Below are 16,448 nucleotides of genomic sequence, written 5' to 3' on the forward strand. Positions count from 1 at the left end.
GGGACGGCTATGAAAAAAAGCATATGGATCGCATGGAAAGATGTCAAAATCAGAATCACGGACAGAAAAGGGTTTATGATGCTTATCTTAATGCCGCTGATCCTGACCTGTATTTTAGGGGCGGCGCTCGGATCGGTTGTTGACGGAGGCAGCCAGATTGACGACATCAAAGTCGGCTATGTCCAATCAGGCCAGTCAGATGCAGCGAACATGTTCAAAACAGATGTGCTCAAAAAAATGAAGTCGATAAAGGTCACACAAGCCAGCAGTGAAGAAGAGATGAAGAAACTGCTTGATGAAAAGAAAATCGATGTCGGTATCGTTATCCCGAGTCATTGGGAAGCCGGCAAAACGTCAGCTTTTGTCTATGCTGACCCTGATCAAACATTAAAAAGTTCCATCATCGAAACAGCCGCCGGCTCTTTTATAGAGCAATATAAAGCGGTTCGGGAAGCCGCGTCAGCCTCAATGGACTTCGTCAGCAAAACGTCAGCTGTAAAGCAAGGAAAACTTGATCCTTCACAGATTGCAGAAAAGCTGGTAAAGACGCTTGAAAAAGAAACGGGTGACAAATTGACTATTGCGGAAAAATCAGTCGGCAGCAAGGCCGTTACCAGTTTTCAATACTATTCGGCGGCAATGCTTTGCATGTTTATGCTGTTTCATATGACAGTCGGGGCGAAATCATTCTTACAGGAAAAGGATACGGAGACGCTTACCAGAATGCTGATGACGCCTGTGCAAAAATACGCCATTCTCTTCGGAAAATGGCTTGGAACCTATCTGTTTGCCATCATACAATTTTTTATTTTTCTGATCGTCACGATCAATGTATTCGGTGTGGACTGGGGCGATAATCTGCTGTTTGTGAGTGTACTCGGGCTTTCATACGCTGCAGCTGTATCCGGCATTTCCATGCTGCTTGCGTCGTGCATCAGCGATATGAAATCGGCCGATGCGATAGGCGGCTTCGGCATTCAATTGCTTGCGGTTCTCGGCGGGTCCATGCTGCCGTTGTACCAATTTCCTGACTTCTTACAGTCTGTATCCAAAGCGGTACCGAATCGATGGGCGCTTGACGGCTTTCTTTCTTTAATGGAAGGGGGAGGCTGGGCTGGCCTTCAAAAGCCTGTGCTTCTTTTTGCGGCGATCGGCCTTTGTTCGCTCGTGCTTGGTATCAGACGGCTTTATACAAGATAAGGAGGTACACCAAGGTGAAAAAAATCATAGCCATTTGCGGCATTGAGCTTTCTCTCATTTTCAAGAAGCGGCAGAACTATTTGATGATGTTTGCTGCCCCGCTTTTGCTGACCTTTGTATTTGGAAGTATGCTCGGCGGCAATGACGACAAGCTGCGGCTTGCGATCGTTGATCAGGACGACACGATTCTCTCACAGCATTACATTCGGCAGCTGAAGTCACACGATGATATGTATACATTCGAAAACATGTCTGAAAGCAAAGCGTCAGAAAAGCTGAAACAAAAGAAAATTGCCGGGATCATTATCATATCCCGCTCATTTCAGGCACAGCTGGAAAAAGGAAAACATCCTGAGCTGATCTTCCGCCACGGCCCGGAGCTGTCGGAAGCGCCGATGGCCAAACAGTACGCGGAAAGCACATTGGCAAAGCTCAATATTCAAGTTGCCGCGGCGAAAACGGCAGCTCAGGCAGCGGGAGAGAACTGGAAGGCGGCTTATAAAACGGTTATCGCCAAAGATCACGAAGATGCAGCGCCAGCCGTAAAACGAAAGACACTCAGCAATCAAAAAGAGGGTGCAGACGCAAGTGACATAGCTTCCAGAGCAGCAGGCTTTTCCATCCTGTTTGTCATGATGACCATGATGGGGGCTGCGGGAACCATTCTTGAAGCAAGAAAAAATGGCGTCTGGTCCAGGTTGCTTACAGCCTCTGTCAGCCGAGCGGAAATCAGTGCTGGGTATGTGCTGTCCTTCTTTGTCATAGGCTGGATTCAATTTGGCATCTTGCTTCTCGCATCCCATTGGCTGTTTGGCATCAACTGGGGGAATCCGGCTGCGGTTATTGTGTTAGTGTCGCTTTTTCTGCTGACAATTGTCGGCATCGGATTGGTGATTGCGGCCAATGTCAGAACGCCGGAACAGCAGCTTGCGTACGGCAACTTATTCGTCATCGCAACATGTATGGTAAGCGGAATGTATTGGCCGATAGACATTGAACCGACATTTATGCAGTCTATCGCTGAATTTCTTCCGCAAAAGTGGGCGATGAGCGGGTTGACTGAGATTATCGCTAACGGTGCGCACGTCACAGATATTTTCGGGATCTGCGGTATCTTGCTTGCTTTTGCAGCAATTACCTTTATAGTGGGGCTGAAAGCGCTCCGCGCCTAAAAAAACATCTGCCCCCGGGGCAGATGTTTTTCGCAATCATTTTGTTTTTTCTGTAAGCTGCAGTCTCTGTTCCAAATGCTGTTTCACGGACGGCCACTCACTGTCGATGATGCTGTAAAATACCGAGTTGCGGAATGTTCCGTCTTTTCTGATCATTTGGTTTCGCAATAAGCCTTCTTTAACTGCTCCCAGCCGTTCAATGGCCTTTTGCGATCTGATATTCCGCTCATCTGTTTTGAACTGCACCCGAATCGTGTTCAGCTGTTCAAAGCAATACTGTAACAGCAAATATTTGCATTCAGTGTTGACCGAGGTGCCCCACACTGAAGGGTGAAACCACGTCCAGCCGATCTCGAGGCTTCTTGCAGCAGATGACATATACAGAAATCGTGTCGTGCCGACGATTTTGCCAGTCTCGCGTTGAATAATCACGAATGGACATTCTGCACCCGAATCTTTCGCTTGCAGCGCTTCCTCAACAAAAGCCTCCATATCATGCAGCGTTCTGATGGTTTTCGGTAAATGCGCCCAGATGTTTTCATCATTTGCAGCTTCATATAAACCTTGAATATGGCTTTTATCCATCGGCACCACTCGGATCAGTTCCCCTGTTAATTCACGCAATGTCACCTTCAATTGTCCGTCCCCCCGCATTAAGTATCGGAGCAGCCAGAAGGCCGCTCCCGGTCAATCCTTATCTATCATGGCCAAAATTGACTCCAGCCAAGAAACATAATTTTTCTCCCGCTCCAGCGCTTTCGTCAGCACGAGATAGTGGCCGAAGACCGGTGAAGAAAACGACATCGGCTCTGCTGAAGCCATAAGCTTTTCATAGCTTCCCTGCAGATCAGACAGCTTGGCCTTGCGTTTCAGCAGCTGGTCTGTGAACAAGTCGGAAGCCTCCTGCCGTGATAGACAAGAAATGAAATAAGCCTTCAGCATAAATTCATCCTTCACCGTCTCTGGTATCGGCTGGTGGCGGATCAGCCAGTCGTGCAGCTCCTGCTTTCCGCTGTCTGTCAGGGTGTACATTTTTTTCTCCAGCTTTGTGCCTTGAATTGTTGTCCGGAACGTGATAAATCCTTCATCTGTCAGCTTTTTGAGCTCAGGATAAATCTGACTGTGCTTGGCGCTCCAAAATTGGCCAAGCTCCTCTTTAAAATAACTCGTAATATCATATCCGCTCAATTCGCCTTTTCGCAAAAGCCCTAATATGGCGTATTTTAATACTCTCATGCTATCCTCCGTGTCTATGGCTGTTTCGCACAAAAGATGAGCAAGTGCTCATCTGTGATCCTAACTGCCTATTCCCCTTATTATAGAAAAGGGAGGAAGGGAACACAACCCGGTCTACTCGTGAAATGAAGATATAAGGTGTGTAATGATTTGAGAAGATATCGGATTCATTTCCATCGATCATAAAAAATGATATATTTAATTTTCTGAAAAAATATTAACTATATTGATGTTTTATGTATAATAGGAAATTGGTGGTATAAATATTTTAAGGGGGAATGAATGTGAAAAAAGTATTGATTACATTCGCTATCTGTTTATCGCTGATTCTATCTGTTCTAGCCGCTCCGCCGTCAAGCGCAAAAGCTGAATCAGTACATAATCCTGTTGTTCTTGTTCATGGAATAAGTGGTGCCTCATACAACTTTTTCGCTATTAAAAACTACTTAATTTCTCAAGGCTGGCAAAGCAACAAACTGTATGCAATTGATTTTTATGATAAAACAGGGAACAATCTAAATAACGGTCCGCAGCTCGCTTCATATGTTGACCGCGTTCTAAAAGAAACGGGAGCCAAAAAAGTAGATATTGTGGCTCATAGTATGGGAGGCGCAAACACGCTGTACTATATTAAATATTTAGGCGGGGGCAATAAGATTCAAAATGTTGTAACGCTTGGAGGGGCTAATGGTTTAGTTTCGTCAACAGCACTGCCGGGCACAGATCCAAATCAGAAAATCCTCTATACATCTATCTACAGTCTAAATGATGAAATTGTAATCAATAGCTTGTCTCGGTTACAAGGAGCAAGAAATATTCAGCTTTATGGCATCGGCCATATTGGCTTGCTTTCTAATAGTTTAGTGAATGGCTATATAAAAGAAGGGCTGAATGGCGAAGGCCTCAATACAAATTAATATCTCCATAAAAAAACCTGCCGTCTTTGTTACAGCAGGTTTTTTGAGATCCTCTTAGGCTCGTCTGAGGTAGATACATCAAAAAGTCAGGGGTTTTTATTGCCTTAGTCTATAATACATACCCCAATGTATGACATCAGGCACTTTTTCAAATAAAGCAGACATGTTAAGGTACAACCATCGATTTCTAAAAATTTGAAATAAAAGGAGCGCTGTTATGCAAATTAAAGAAATTTTTATGATCCGCTGCATTTCGTGCTTAAGTGTCGTCTTGCTCCATATCATTTCAATGGTCCTGATGCTTCAGGCAGAAGCTCTCGCAGATATTTCTCACACCGTAGATTCTTTCCGCACACTCCTGATGTTCAGCACGCCTGCCTTCATTTTCATCTCTGAATTTTTGCTGGCCCGTTCTTATCCTGACGGGGTGCCAAACGGTTTTTTAAAGAAGAGGGGAAAAGTGATTTTCGTTCCTTTTTTATTTATCGCGGCCATCGATGCACTGCTGATGACCAGTGCGATGGGGGGAGAGATCACCTTTCTCGCGATCGTGCAAAAGTATTTGGCGAACGTATTGTTAGGAAACTTTATCGGATACTTTATTCTCGTCATCTTTCAATTTTACATTCTGCATATGATGTTTCATGAGTATTTGAAAAAAGCATCGCCGAAATGGGTGCTGTCCATCTCATTTGTGGTGACAGCCGCCTATTTAAGCTATTTTTCAGCAGTCAGCCCGGCTCCCGCTTCAGAAGAGGGCGGTGGGTTTCCGTTCTTCTGGGTTCCGTTCGCAGGCTGGCTTTTCTACTTTTGTCTTGCCTACTATTGCGGAAAGGAGTATAAGCGCTTTTTAGCCTTGCTGAACCAATACCGCATAGTGATATACGGCGCCGCGCTAGCTTCTGCTGCGCTGGTTGTCACTGTTTCTTATGTCGGTGAAATCGGCATGATCAGCTCGAAACGGCCTGATATCATGCTGTATTCGACAAGCATGATTTTCCTGTGCTTTCACTTGTTTTCTAAAATGAAGCATGTGCCGAAAATCATTATGTTTATCAGCAACTATTCCTTTTCGATTTATCTGCTTCATGCTTATTTTATGATCATAGGCTACGTTTTGCTTTTAAATATGCCCGGGATTCCCGCCGTACCGGCTGTTCTCCTGTTGTTTGCCGTGTGCACAGCCGGCCCGATTCTGACCTCATGGGCACTGAATAAATTCAAATACGGTTATTTATTTGTGGGGAAGATTTATCAGCCAAAACAGAAGAAAGCCACATTAGAAGTGCGTGATCACGCAGGGTGAAAACAAGCGGCAGGAGAGAGGTTCCTGCCGCATTTCTTTATTTCTCATCTACTTGAAGTACCGTTTTTAAATACAGTTTTGCAGATTCAGCAAGTCCAGATACATCAGCCTTTTCTTCATCGAAATATAGCGCGTTCTGGATGATGCCGTCATTCATATTGAGGAAAAATTTCGCGATCGTCGAGAGAGGCTGCAGAGGCTGAAATTCCCCCTGATCGATTCCTTTTTGCAATAGCTTTGAAAACCTTGCCACAAAAAGATCATACCGCTTTTCCAAATACTTCCGTCGTTCTTCATTGCGCCAAGCCGTCACTAAATATTCAAACTGCACCGGCGCCAGTGTGTCCGCTGCATCACGCAGGCCCTCAGCCAGTTCATCCAAATAGCTGGAGATGGCGGCCCAAACACTTCGGTGTTCAGCTGAGTCATCAAGCTTTCGGAGCCCTTCATCAAGCCCTGCTTCAATGATTCGCCGAAACATCTCCTCGGTGCTTGAAAAATAAAGATAGACACCCCCTCGGCTGAAACCTGACTCTTCCACAACGTCCTTCATTGTCGTTAATTCGAATCCTTTTCGTTTAAAAACCGTTTTGGCGGCCTCTAAAATCTCTGCCTGCCGTTTATCCTTGTGCTCCTTTGTTACTTTCGGTGACAAGATATCGCCTGCTTTCTGCAACTTTCTTACCTACAAGTGTAATCAACCCGACCATGATCAGCAAGCAGCCACAGACAAGAAAAGCAAGTGATACACCGATCCATTCCGCCAGCACGCCCCCGCCTGCCATGCCGAGGATGGAGGCGAGGGTTGTCGCGCTCTGAATGGCGCCAAACACCCTGCCGCTGTAATCGACAGGCACTGTTGTTTGCACGAGAATTTGAAATGGAATATGGACCAGACCGAAAGCCGCTCCCATGATGAAAAAAGCGAAAATAAAAAGAGCAATGCCGGCAATTCCCATTCCGCTCAGAAATGGCACGCCTCCAGTTGCTAGTCCAAGCAGAAAGGTCCCAGCTGAGAAATAAAGAAAATAAGAGGTGATTCGCCGTCTGCCGGCAATTGCCGCCGTAAGGAGCATGCCGGCTCCGCTGACGGCCATGCACCAGCCTGCAAGCTCAGGCGGAGCGCCTGAAAAAGAACGGATAAGAATGATAGCCTGGGAATCACCAATCTGCAAAACAAAGAGAACGACGCAAGCTGTGAGTAAGCCTGTTAAAAGAAGCGGCATCCGTTTCAAATACTGAAGGCCTTCCTTGATAGAAGCAAGTGCTGATGTTTTTTCTTGAGGTGTATTGGCTTTTTGTAAAAAAGCATCTTTGGGGAGGAAAAACAAAATGACAGCGGAAAGAAGAAAGGCGCCGGCGTTGATATAGAAAACAGAATGTATAGAGACAGCAGCGATCAGCATGCCGCCAAGGGCAGGGCCGAAGATTTTTGCGCTGTTATCAATGATGCTGCTGACGGAAACGGCCTGCTGAAGGTGTGCTTCCGGAGCCAATTCCTTAAGCTTTCCGTTTTTAGCAGGTGAAAAAAGTGAAGAAAAACAGCTCTGAAGGCATAGCAATACGTAAAGCTGCCAAAGCTCACTGACATAAACGCAGCTGATAACGGTGAGGGCACGGCCGATTTCAGACAGAAACATGATCGTTTTTCTGTCAAAACGGTCGGCAAGCAGACCCGATACAGGTCCGAGTACAATGACAGGCAAAGCAAACGACATCATTAAAAGCGACATATCTAATGGTGAAGCATGAAGCTGAAAAGCGGCTAATGTTAGCACGGCCAAAATGTGAAGCCAGTCTCCAAGTGAAGAAATGGTTTGCGAGGCTAACAGTGTTATCAGTCCTTTTTGATTGCGAAACAACGGTTTTTCCATGATTCATCCTCCTGATCATTAAAATGACACTAGTGTCGTTTTTTATTGTATGGGAAAAAGACACAATATACAATCTTTTTCTTGTAAAATAAAGGAGAAGATTGAACAGAAGGGAGAACATACATGACAACAGCCAATCTAAGCTATCCAATAGGAGAATACCAGCCGAGGGAATCGGTATCGAAGGAGCAAAAAGATGAATGGATTCAAGCGCTTGAAAAAGTGCCGGCCAAACTGAAGAAAGCCGTTGAAGGCATGACGGAAAGCCAGCTTGACACACCGTACCGAGACGGGGGATGGACCGTTCGGCAAGTTATTCATCATCTGGCTGACAGTCATATGAACAGCTATATTCGGTTTAAATTGAGCTTGACGGAAGAGACACCGGCCATCCGTCCATATGATGAAAAAGCGTGGTCGGAGCTAAAGGACTCGAAAACAGCAGATCCAAGCGGTTCACTCGCACTTTTGCAGGAGCTTCACGGGAGATGGACGGCTCTTCTCCGCACCCTGACGGATCAGCAATTTCAGCGCGGCTTTTACCATCCCGATACAAAGGAGATCATGACCCTAGAAAACGCGCTCGGGCTGTATGTCTGGCACTCACATCATCATATCGCTCATATTACGGAGCTTTCAAAACGGATGGGGTGGTCTTAACGCTTTTGCCGGTGGAAAGCCGGAAGACTGATAGCAGCAATCACCAGCAGTGAAATCACAGCAGCGGCGGCATATAAATGATCATAGCCGCTGGCGACACTCGCATGAATGGCGTCGCTTATCGCGGTTTTGACTTCAGGGACGGGAATCCGTTCGATTTGTTCTTGTAAAGAAGAAACATCAGAACTGTCGATCTCCGGAATCATCTGCATCACCGTTCCTGAATGTCCGCTGTCCGATAAGCGGCTGCTGATTTCATCATCTATTTGGTCAAACCCGGCTGTGATAAAACCTGCATAAAGAGTAGGCGCCAATGTCAGTCCGATTTGCCTTACCAATGAAAGCGTGCCGAGCGCCGTGCCCTTATTCGTTTTAGCCGCCTCTGATACAAGGACGTTCAGCGGAGCGCCTAACAGGAAGCCAAAACCGATGCCAGCCGCTACACTAGCGATTACAAACTCCCATTTTTCCGTCACCCAGAGCGGAAATAAAGCAAATCCCGCACATGAAATGATGCCCGAAAGAATAACGGTTTTCACCGGCCCTTTTTTGTCGGTGAGCGCTCCGCCAAGCCAAGCGCCGATTCCGGAAGCTAACGCAAGCGGTGTCATCCAATAGCCTGCTTTTGCAGCAGGAACGCCCAAATACTGCTCAACATATGACGGGATAAAAATGACCGCCGCCAAGAGTCCGCCGGATAACAAACCGATGATAAGCGTGCGCTGAAACATGTGGTTTCTCAGCAGAGAATACGCCAAAATCGGATCGCCCCCGCGCATTTCAACCCTCTTTTCAAACGAGATAAGCGCTGCAAAACAGAGAATGCCAAAAACAATACATCCATACACTTCTGGATCTCCTAAGCTGTTTAAAAGATTTGCCCCGTCAAGATTCGTCATGCCGTACATCACAGCTAAAATCGACAGAGACAGAAGGAAAATTCCGGCCGTATCGAGGCGTTTAGCCTCAGGCGCTTTTGTTTCCGCAATAAAACATGCACCGAAAACAACTAATAGCACTGCAATCGGCAAATTAATCAAAAACAGCCAATGCCAAGACCCGGTCCAATCAAGCAGAAAGCTTCCAATATTCGGCCCGAGCACAGCAGCCATCCCGTTCATCGCGCCAAGCAGCCCAAGCGCCTTCCCCTGCTTTTCCTTTGGAAGGGTAGCGAGAATGTGCGAGCTGCCGATAATGAAAATCCCGCCGCCCCCAAGCGCCTGAATCAGCCGAGAGATCAGAAAGAGCGGGAAGCTTTGGCTCAAAGCAACAAGCAAAGAACCAAGTCCGAACAGGCAAACCTCAATGAGAAAGAGTTTCTTTCTGCCATAGCGGTCTGAAAGCTTTCCGACGATCGGCACACTGACGCTAAGACCGAGCGTATAGAGGGTAATGCCCCATGATCCCCAGGAAGGAGAAACGGCAAATGACTCGTTTATCGTTGTTAAAGCAGCCGAAATAATTCCGTTATCCAGTGCAGCCATAAACACACCAATCGTAAACAGGCTGATCGCCCACTTTTGGCTTTTCTGCTCTGTCAATGCTTCAGACATATTCATCAACCCCTTTTTAATTCACTTCGAATATATTATTCATTTTAAGTGAACTAAATGTCAAATAAAAAAAGCCTGCTTCCGCAGTTTGCGGATGACAGACTTAAAGACTTATTCTTTTTTTGCATTCTCCAATGCTTTGGAAAGGATAGAAAGCCCTTCGGAAACCGCCTGCTTTTCTTCAGGAGACAGCAGCTCCAATGAACGCTTTAATTTCAGATGGCCCTTTTCATATAGACCCCGAAAAATATTTTTTGCATTCTCCGTCAACTGAACAACCACTGAACGGCGGTCCTCTTCAGAATGTGATCGTTTGACAAACCCTGATTTCTCAAGACGGTCAAGCAGCCCTGTTGTATTGGACAGGGAAGCCCCCATTTTTTCAGCAATGTCGCTGACCTTTAGTGTTCCATGGTTGTTTAATAGCATCATCACTTTCATTTGCGGCATGCTCATATCAAGCTTCATCCACTCGGACACATCACCGAGACCGGCTGAGGTTAAGACTTTCATATAGAGCACCCATATTTCCCGTTCCTCAGATGAAAGAATGTTTTCGTTTAACACCGTTGTATCATGTAAATTATATTCCATTTCATCACTTCCTCATCATTCGCTCCTCTTACCATATTACTCGATTTTCACTGCTGAAAGAAAGTGAGCAGAAACTGCATCAGGGACTTTGTCCGAAAAATAGAGGTAGTGTATAATGAGTTGGAGATTATTGGGGGAAGAAGATCGAACTAGAATATGATTGGAGAGACCATTGCTGATTAAAAAGAATGCTTTATCAATTTTAAAAATTGTTTTTCCTATTGCTGTTTTACTATTTGTTATTTATCAATCGAAAAAAGAACTGACAAATCTGTCATTCAAACGCACGCTCATGGTCATCAATGGGCTGGAACGAGCGGACTTATTCATCCTTGTATTGATAGGCCTGCTGGCTGTTGCTGCCATGTCGCTGTATGATTACGTCCTGAAATACTCACTGCGTCTATCGATCACAAACGGAAAGGTATTCAGGGTTTCCTGGATCGCCAATTCATTCAATAACGTACTCGGATTCGGCGGTTTAGCCGGAGTCGGGTTAAGAATGATGTTTTATAAAGAGCATACGAAAGACCATAAGGCGCTAGTAAAAGGAATCGCCTGGCTTACATCATCTATGCTGCTCGGATTATCTGTTTTCAGCATTTTCGTCGCCGCACGAGTGCTGCCAGTGGATGAAGTGCTTCATGAAAAGCCTTGGCTTTGGGCAGTCGTTATCGGTTTCGCACTGATTTTGCCGCTATCCTTGGCGGTGTCTAAAATCAAAGGCCGCAAAGGCGGAGACGAAGAGAATGCGGAACAAGTGAAAAATCCGATTTTCGCTTATATTGGCGCTTCCGTTGCCGAATGGGTTATGGCTGGAATCGTCATCTATTTGTCTTTGTTCGCTATGGGCATTCATGCTGATATCAGGTATGTGTTCGGGGTATTCGTCATTGCGGCGATCGGAGGGATGATCAGTCTTGTGCCGGGCGGCTTTGGCTCGTTTGACCTTTTGTTTTTGCTCGGGATGGAGCAGCTTGGCTATCATCAGGAGGCCATTGTTACATCTATTGTTTTGTACAGGATCGTCTATTCATTTATCCCATTCGGTCTGGGACTGTTCTTTGCTGCCGGCGACCTGACCGAAAATACAATGAAACGGCTCGAAACGAACCCGCGCATCGCACCGGCAATTGAGACGACAAACGTTCTGCTTGTTGTCCAGCGGGCGATATTAGTGAGAATTTTACAAGGCTCACTTTCCCTTATTATATTCGTTGCAGGTTTGATTGTCCTGGCTTCAGTATCCTTGCCGATTGACAGGCTTACCGTCATTCCGCACATTCCGCGCCCGGCCCTTTTGCTGTTTAACGGCCTGTCCTTAAGCTCAGCGCTCATTCTGCTGATTTTGCCGATCGAGCTTTATAAACGGACAAAACGCTCGTATACAATGGCGATTACAGCGCTTGTCGGCGGCTTTGTGTTCAGCTTCTTAAAAGGACTCAATATCAGTGCGATATTCGTACTGCCGATGATTATTGTATTGCTTGTGCTTTTGAAAAAACAATTTGTCCGAGAACAGGCATCCTATACGCTCGGACAAATGATTTTCGCTGCAGCGCTTTTCACTGTGGCGCTCTTTAACTACAACATCATCGCAGGTTTCATTTGGGACCGGATGAAGAAGGTGCTACGCCACGAATATTTCGTCCACAGCGATTCTCATATCACGCATGCGACGATCATGGCAATTATCATTGTGCCGCTGTTCTTCTTCATATTTACAATGGTGTATCATAAGAAGACAAAACACATCGGGGAAAAAGCTGATCCCGAACGCCTTGCTTCGTTTTTAAATGAAAACGGAGGCAACGCGCTGAGCCATCTCGGCTATCTTGGAGATAAGCGGTTTTATTTTTCAAGTGACGGGAATGCACTGCTGATGTTTGGAAAAATCGCCAGAAGGCTGGTCGTACTCGGCGATCCGTCAGGACAAAGAGAATCGTTCCCGCTCGTGCTGGAAGAATTTCTGAACGAAGCACACCAGAAGGGGTTCAGTGTTTTGTTCTATCAAATTGAACGAGAGGACATGGCGCTGTATCACGATTTTGGCTATAACTTCTTTAAGCTGGGCGAGGAAGCCTATGTGGACTTAAACACATTTACCCTCACAGGGAAGAAAAAAGCCGGCCTTCGGGCAATCAATAACCGGTTTGAGCGGGAGGAATATACCTTCCATGTGGATCATCCCCCATTTTCTGATGCGTTCTTGGAGGAACTGAAACAAATTTCAGATGAATGGCTCGGCTCGAAAAAGGAGAAGGGATTCTCGCTCGGATTTTTTGATCCTTCCTATTTACAGAAAGCGCCGATCGCCTACATGAAAAATGCAGAAGGGGAGATCGTTGCGTTTGCAAATGTCATGCCGATGTATCAGGAAGGAGAGATATCAGTTGATCTGATGCGCTACCGCGATGATGCCCCGAACGGCATTATGGATGCATTGTTCATCCGAATGTTTTTATGGGCGAAGGAGGAAGGCTGCACGTCGTTTAACATGGGAATGGCGCCCTTGGCCAATGTTGGCACCGCCTTTACATCCTTCTGGTCAGAAAGATTTGCCGCTATCATTTTTAATAATGTCAGATACATGTACAGCTTCAGCGGCCTCAGGGCCTTTAAAGAAAAATACAAACCGGAGTGGCGCGGCAAATACTTGGCGTACCGGAAAAACAGATCTCTTTCTGTCACCATGTTCCTCGTCACGCGGCTGATCGGAAAAAGCAAAAAAGACTCCGTCTAACCAGACGGAGTCTTTTTTTATTTCGCCTTTAAGAAATAGGTTTCAATATCATCAAGCAGGTAGTTTGCGGCTTTAATTCCGCCTGCGGTTGTCCACACGACGTCATCGACTTCGTGGGCGTTACCTGACTTCACGGCCTTCAGGTTTTTCCATAGTGAACTGCTTGTCCACTGATTGGCCCATTTTTCATTTTCTTTTGCATTATCGGCTTTATAAGTGAAATAAAACAGCACATCAGCATCCATATCAGGAATGGATTCTTTACTGTCTGTTGAGAATGTAAATTGGTCCTTTTGTTTCTTAAACAGCTCCACTTGTTTTTCAGGGCGTTTGAAGCCAAGCTGGTCTAAAATAATCCCAGGGAATGAATCGGTATAATAGATTCTTGACTCGCCGGATAAAAAGCGTACGACAGAAACAGTTTTGTTTGTCTGGTCGCCAAGCTTGTCTTTCAAATCAGAAACGCGTTTATCAAAATCGGCAATAACTTCCTTGCCTTTGTCCGCCTTATTCACCGCGTTGGCGTATAGAGTCAGGTTATCCTTCCAGTTCCCAGCCAAAGATTCAGCGAAAACAGTCGGCGCAATCGCATTTAACTGATCATAAATTTTTTCCTGGCGCACTTTGTTTCCAATAATCAAATCAGGCTTTAATTCTGCGATGGCTTCCACATTCGGTTCCGTTTCAAGACCGACGTTTTTAACACCTTTCATGTCATCTTTCAGATAGTCATACCACGGATCGCCCTTCCATGACTTTACGGCTCCGACCGGCTTAATGCCAAGCGCTAAGAGCGCCTCTGTTCCTTCATTAGTTAAAACAACAATCCGTTTTGGATTGGCGGGAATGTTGTCTGATGTCCCCATTGCATGTTTGACCGTTCTTGTTTTGCTGCTTGACCCCTCGCTGTTACTTGAACTTTCTGAACTATTACAGGCAGAAAGTACCATAACGGCCATTAAAAATACGAATAGCATGCTGATATGCTTTTTCATCTTTTTCCTCCCAATATTGAAATTCATTATCATTTAGATCATAATAAGCAGTGTTAAGAGTGTCAATCCCTAATTGAGGATTATTCTCAAAAACAAACATTACATAGTAAATAAACCTAGGAGAATTAGATCATGATCTGCAAAAAGGCATCTTCAAAATGGATTGTGTTAGTATGTCTGATTTTCATTTTACTGGCGGCTGTCTGCGCAAGCGTCGTTTACGGCTATACAGGTACGTCATGGAGACAGGTCTATCAGGCGTTTACTTCCTTCAACGGAACAAATGAGCATGTCATCATCAAAGATGTCAGGTTTCCGCGCGCTTTGGTTGCGACAGTCGTCGGCGCCTCGCTTGCAGCCGCGGGCGCTCTCATGCAGGCGCTCACAAAAAATCCGCTTGCGTCACCGGGGATTTTCGGGATTAACGCCGGTGCAGGCTTTTTTATTGTTGCCGGATCGTTTTTTCTGCATATACAGTCACCTCAGGCGCTAGTATGGAGCTCGTTTCTTGGGGCAACATTTACCGCTGCGATCGTCTATGCTGCAGGATCGCTTGGAAGAGAAGGACTGACGCCAATCAAACTGACGCTGGCGGGTGCTGCCATGGCGGCCATGTTTTCTTCTCTGACACAAGGCTTGCTTTCTGTCAATGAACTCGAGCTTGCTCAGGTGCTATTTTGGCTGACCGGCTCTGTGCAGGGCAGGAGTCTGGAACTGCTGATCACGATGCTCCCGTATGCAGCTGCAGCGCTTGTGATCTGCTTTTTTCTTGGACAAAAAATTAATCTCCTCGTCATGGGAGAAGATGTGGCAAAAGGACTCGGCCAAAAAACGGGCCTGCTGAAATTTGTGATGGCGCTTTGTGTTGTCTTGCTCGCCGGATCTGCTGTCGCCATTGCCGGGCCGATTTCATTTATCGGCATCATTATTCCGCATTTCGCCCGATTTATCGTCGGCAATGATTATCGCTGGGTTCTGCCGTTTTCCGCTGTTTTGGGTGCGATTTTGCTCGTTGCCGCGGATATCGGGGCGCGATATATCATTATGCCTCAGGAAGTTCCTGTCGGGGTCATGACAGCCATCATCGGTATGCCTGTGTTTGTCTACATCGCAAGAAGGGGGGCAAAACTATGAAACTTCGTTTTGGCGTTACCGCGGCTGAAAAGAAAGCATGGATCGTCTTTTTTATTTTACTGGGATTAACAGCAGCTGTACTGATCATTAGTGCCGGTCTCGGACAAAGGTTTATTCCTCCCTGGGATGTAGCAAAAACATTTTTTGGTGCAGGTTCCAAGCTGGATGAGCTGATGATCATGTCGTTCCGCATGCCAAGAATTTTGACCGCTTTATGCGCCGGCGTCTGCCTGGCAGTGGCAGGCGCGATATTGCAGGGGCTCGTCAGAAACCCTCTCGCATCACCGGATATTATCGGAATAACGGGAGGAGCGGCGGTAGCTGTCGTGCTTTTAATGATGTTCTTCTCAGACCGCAGCAGTTCACTTACGATCAGTCTGTCATGGCTTCCGGCTGCTGCATTTATCGGGGCCTCAGCTGTTGGACTCATCGTCTATTTACTGGCATACAAAAATGGTGCCTCCACATTTCGGCTGGTGCTTATCGGAATCGGATTTTCAATGTCGGCGCAGGCGATGACTACCCTGCTGATGATCAAAGGCCCGATTTACCGAGCATCACAAGCCAATGTGTATATCACTGGGTCTGTTTATGGGTCAAACTGGCAGCATGTGAAAATAGCTGTTATCTTATCTGTCATTCTCTTATTTATTTGTTTTATCGCGCTAAAAAATATGAATATACAGGTGCTGGGCGAAGATATTGCGGCGGGTGCGGGAAGCGCCGTGCAGCGAAATCGTTTTTTCTTGCTTCTTTTGAGTACGGCTCTTACGGGCTGTGCGGTTTCGGTTGCCGGCACAGTCGGTTTTGTCGGACTGATGGCGCCCCACATTGCAAGGCGGCTTGTCGGCTCATCTTATGGCGCACTGCTCCCGGCGTCGGCACTCATCGGAGCTTTGCTCGTCTTAACAGCTGACATCGTCGGCAGAACCTTATTTGCTCCGGTGGAAGTGCCAGCAGGCGTCTTTACAGCAGCTATCGGCGCCCCTTATTTTATTTATTTGCTTTATAAAACGAGAAACTCTTAATCTTTACTCCCATTTTCTCAAAAAAGAAAATGGGTT

Annotated in this window: 15 protein-coding genes; 8 read left to right on the plus strand and 7 right to left on the minus strand. The window is 46.2% G+C overall.

Annotation, left to right across the window (positions count from 1 at the left end; all coding sequences use genetic code 11):
- Positions 1–9: 9 nt before the first annotated feature.
- Positions 10–1,200, plus strand: coding sequence for an ABC transporter permease (locus LWH95_RS08495; RefSeq protein WP_232919334.1), 1,191 nt, complete (start codon positions 10–12; stop codon positions 1,198–1,200).
- Positions 1,201–1,214: 14 nt separating this feature from the next.
- On the plus strand, positions 1,215–2,372 hold the full coding sequence (locus tag LWH95_RS08500; protein WP_232919335.1) for an ABC transporter permease: 1,158 nt from the start codon (positions 1,215–1,217) through the stop codon (positions 2,370–2,372).
- A 36-nt stretch (positions 2,373–2,408) separates the two neighbouring features.
- Here LWH95_RS08500 and LWH95_RS08505 read toward each other — a convergent pair whose 3' ends face one another.
- Positions 2,409–3,008, minus strand: a complete 600-nt coding sequence (locus tag LWH95_RS08505) for a GNAT family N-acetyltransferase (RefSeq protein WP_232919336.1) — start codon at positions 3,006–3,008, stop codon at positions 2,409–2,411.
- A gap of 51 nt (positions 3,009–3,059) precedes the next feature.
- Positions 3,060–3,608 (minus strand): transcriptional regulator PadR, encoded by a 549-nt coding sequence (gene padR / locus LWH95_RS08510; RefSeq protein WP_232919337.1) that lies wholly within the window; start codon positions 3,606–3,608, stop codon positions 3,060–3,062.
- Positions 3,609–3,892: 284 nt separating this feature from the next.
- Here padR and estB point away from each other — a divergent pair, with 284 nt between their 5' ends.
- A complete protein-coding gene (gene estB / locus LWH95_RS08515) occupies positions 3,893–4,525 on the plus strand; it encodes an esterase EstB (protein WP_232919338.1) in 633 nt (210 codons plus the stop codon).
- Between the two features lie 217 nt (positions 4,526–4,742).
- Entirely contained in the window at positions 4,743–5,831 is a 1,089-nt protein-coding gene (locus LWH95_RS08520; RefSeq protein WP_003239744.1) for an acyltransferase family protein, read from the plus strand.
- A 37-nt stretch (positions 5,832–5,868) separates the two neighbouring features.
- Here the strand turns inward: LWH95_RS08520 and LWH95_RS08525 are convergent, their stop codons facing one another.
- Both LWH95_RS08525 and LWH95_RS08530 read right to left on the minus strand, forming a co-directional pair.
- Positions 5,869–6,486 carry a TetR family transcriptional regulator gene (locus LWH95_RS08525; protein ID WP_003239741.1) on the minus strand — a complete coding sequence of 206 codons (618 nt, stop codon included), beginning with the start codon at positions 6,484–6,486 and terminating at the stop codon, positions 5,869–5,871.
- Positions 6,452–7,705, minus strand: a complete 1,254-nt coding sequence (locus tag LWH95_RS08530) for an MFS transporter (RefSeq protein WP_119913579.1) — start codon at positions 7,703–7,705, stop codon at positions 6,452–6,454. Before LWH95_RS08530 ends, LWH95_RS08525 begins: the two co-directional genes overlap by 35 nt.
- 123 nt (positions 7,706–7,828) lie before the next feature.
- Here LWH95_RS08530 and bstA point away from each other — a divergent pair, with 123 nt between their 5' ends.
- Complete coding sequence (gene bstA / locus LWH95_RS08535) at positions 7,829–8,365, plus strand: bacillithiol transferase BstA (protein ID WP_084994319.1); 537 nt, start codon at positions 7,829–7,831, stop codon at positions 8,363–8,365.
- Here bstA and LWH95_RS08540 read toward each other — a convergent pair.
- On the minus strand, positions 8,362–9,918 hold the full coding sequence (locus LWH95_RS08540; protein ID WP_232919339.1) for an MFS transporter: 1,557 nt from the start codon (positions 9,916–9,918) through the stop codon (positions 8,362–8,364). The genes bstA and LWH95_RS08540 overlap by 4 nt on opposite strands.
- A gap of 111 nt (positions 9,919–10,029) precedes the next feature.
- Positions 10,030–10,512 (minus strand): MarR family transcriptional regulator, encoded by a 483-nt coding sequence (locus LWH95_RS08545; RefSeq protein WP_003239733.1) that lies wholly within the window; start codon positions 10,510–10,512, stop codon positions 10,030–10,032.
- A gap of 172 nt (positions 10,513–10,684) precedes the next feature.
- Between LWH95_RS08545 and mprF the strand changes: the two genes are divergently transcribed.
- Positions 10,685–13,255 (plus strand): bifunctional lysylphosphatidylglycerol flippase/synthetase MprF, encoded by a 2,571-nt coding sequence (gene mprF / locus LWH95_RS08550; protein ID WP_232919340.1) that lies wholly within the window; start codon positions 10,685–10,687, stop codon positions 13,253–13,255.
- 17 nt (positions 13,256–13,272) lie between these two features.
- Here mprF and LWH95_RS08555 read toward each other — a convergent pair whose 3' ends face one another.
- Positions 13,273–14,250 (minus strand): ABC transporter substrate-binding protein, encoded by a 978-nt coding sequence (locus tag LWH95_RS08555; RefSeq protein ID WP_060398210.1) that lies wholly within the window; start codon positions 14,248–14,250, stop codon positions 13,273–13,275.
- 132 nt (positions 14,251–14,382) lie between these two features.
- Between LWH95_RS08555 and LWH95_RS08560 the strand changes: the two genes are divergently transcribed.
- Both LWH95_RS08560 and LWH95_RS08565 read left to right on the plus strand, forming a co-directional pair.
- On the plus strand, positions 14,383–15,384 hold the full coding sequence (locus tag LWH95_RS08560; RefSeq protein WP_232919341.1) for a FecCD family ABC transporter permease: 1,002 nt from the start codon (positions 14,383–14,385) through the stop codon (positions 15,382–15,384).
- Positions 15,381–16,412 carry a FecCD family ABC transporter permease gene (locus tag LWH95_RS08565; protein ID WP_148983223.1) on the plus strand — a complete coding sequence of 344 codons (1,032 nt, stop codon included), beginning with the start codon at positions 15,381–15,383 and terminating at the stop codon, positions 16,410–16,412. Before LWH95_RS08560 ends, LWH95_RS08565 begins: the two co-directional genes overlap by 4 nt.
- The last annotated feature ends 36 nt before the right edge of the window (positions 16,413–16,448 follow it).

The organism is Bacillus sp. G16 (assembly GCF_021282335.1).
GTDB lineage: Bacteria > Bacillota > Bacilli > Bacillales > Bacillaceae > Bacillus > Bacillus inaquosorum.

Bases quoted from the DNA above. Each gene is read 5' to 3' on its own strand.
- bstA (WP_084994319.1), top strand. From the start codon at position 7,829: ATGACAACAGCCAATCTAAGCTATCCAATAGGAGAATACCAGCCGAGG.
- LWH95_RS08545 (WP_003239733.1), bottom strand. From the start codon at position 10,512: ATGGAATATAATTTACATGATACAACGGTGTTAAACGAAAACATTCTT.
- LWH95_RS08540 (WP_232919339.1), bottom strand. From the start codon at position 9,918: ATGTCTGAAGCATTGACAGAGCAGAAAAGCCAAAAGTGGGCGATCAGC.
- LWH95_RS08520 (WP_003239744.1), top strand. From the start codon at position 4,743: ATGCAAATTAAAGAAATTTTTATGATCCGCTGCATTTCGTGCTTAAGT.
- LWH95_RS08565 (WP_148983223.1), top strand. From the start codon at position 15,381: ATGAAACTTCGTTTTGGCGTTACCGCGGCTGAAAAGAAAGCATGGATC.
- LWH95_RS08555 (WP_060398210.1), bottom strand. From the start codon at position 14,250: ATGAAAAAGCATATCAGCATGCTATTCGTATTTTTAATGGCCGTTATG.
- LWH95_RS08495 (WP_232919334.1), top strand. From the start codon at position 10: ATGAAAAAAAGCATATGGATCGCATGGAAAGATGTCAAAATCAGAATC.
- padR (WP_232919337.1), bottom strand. From the start codon at position 3,608: ATGAGAGTATTAAAATACGCCATATTAGGGCTTTTGCGAAAAGGCGAA.
- LWH95_RS08530 (WP_119913579.1), bottom strand. From the start codon at position 7,705: ATGGAAAAACCGTTGTTTCGCAATCAAAAAGGACTGATAACACTGTTA.
- LWH95_RS08560 (WP_232919341.1), top strand. From the start codon at position 14,383: ATGATCTGCAAAAAGGCATCTTCAAAATGGATTGTGTTAGTATGTCTG.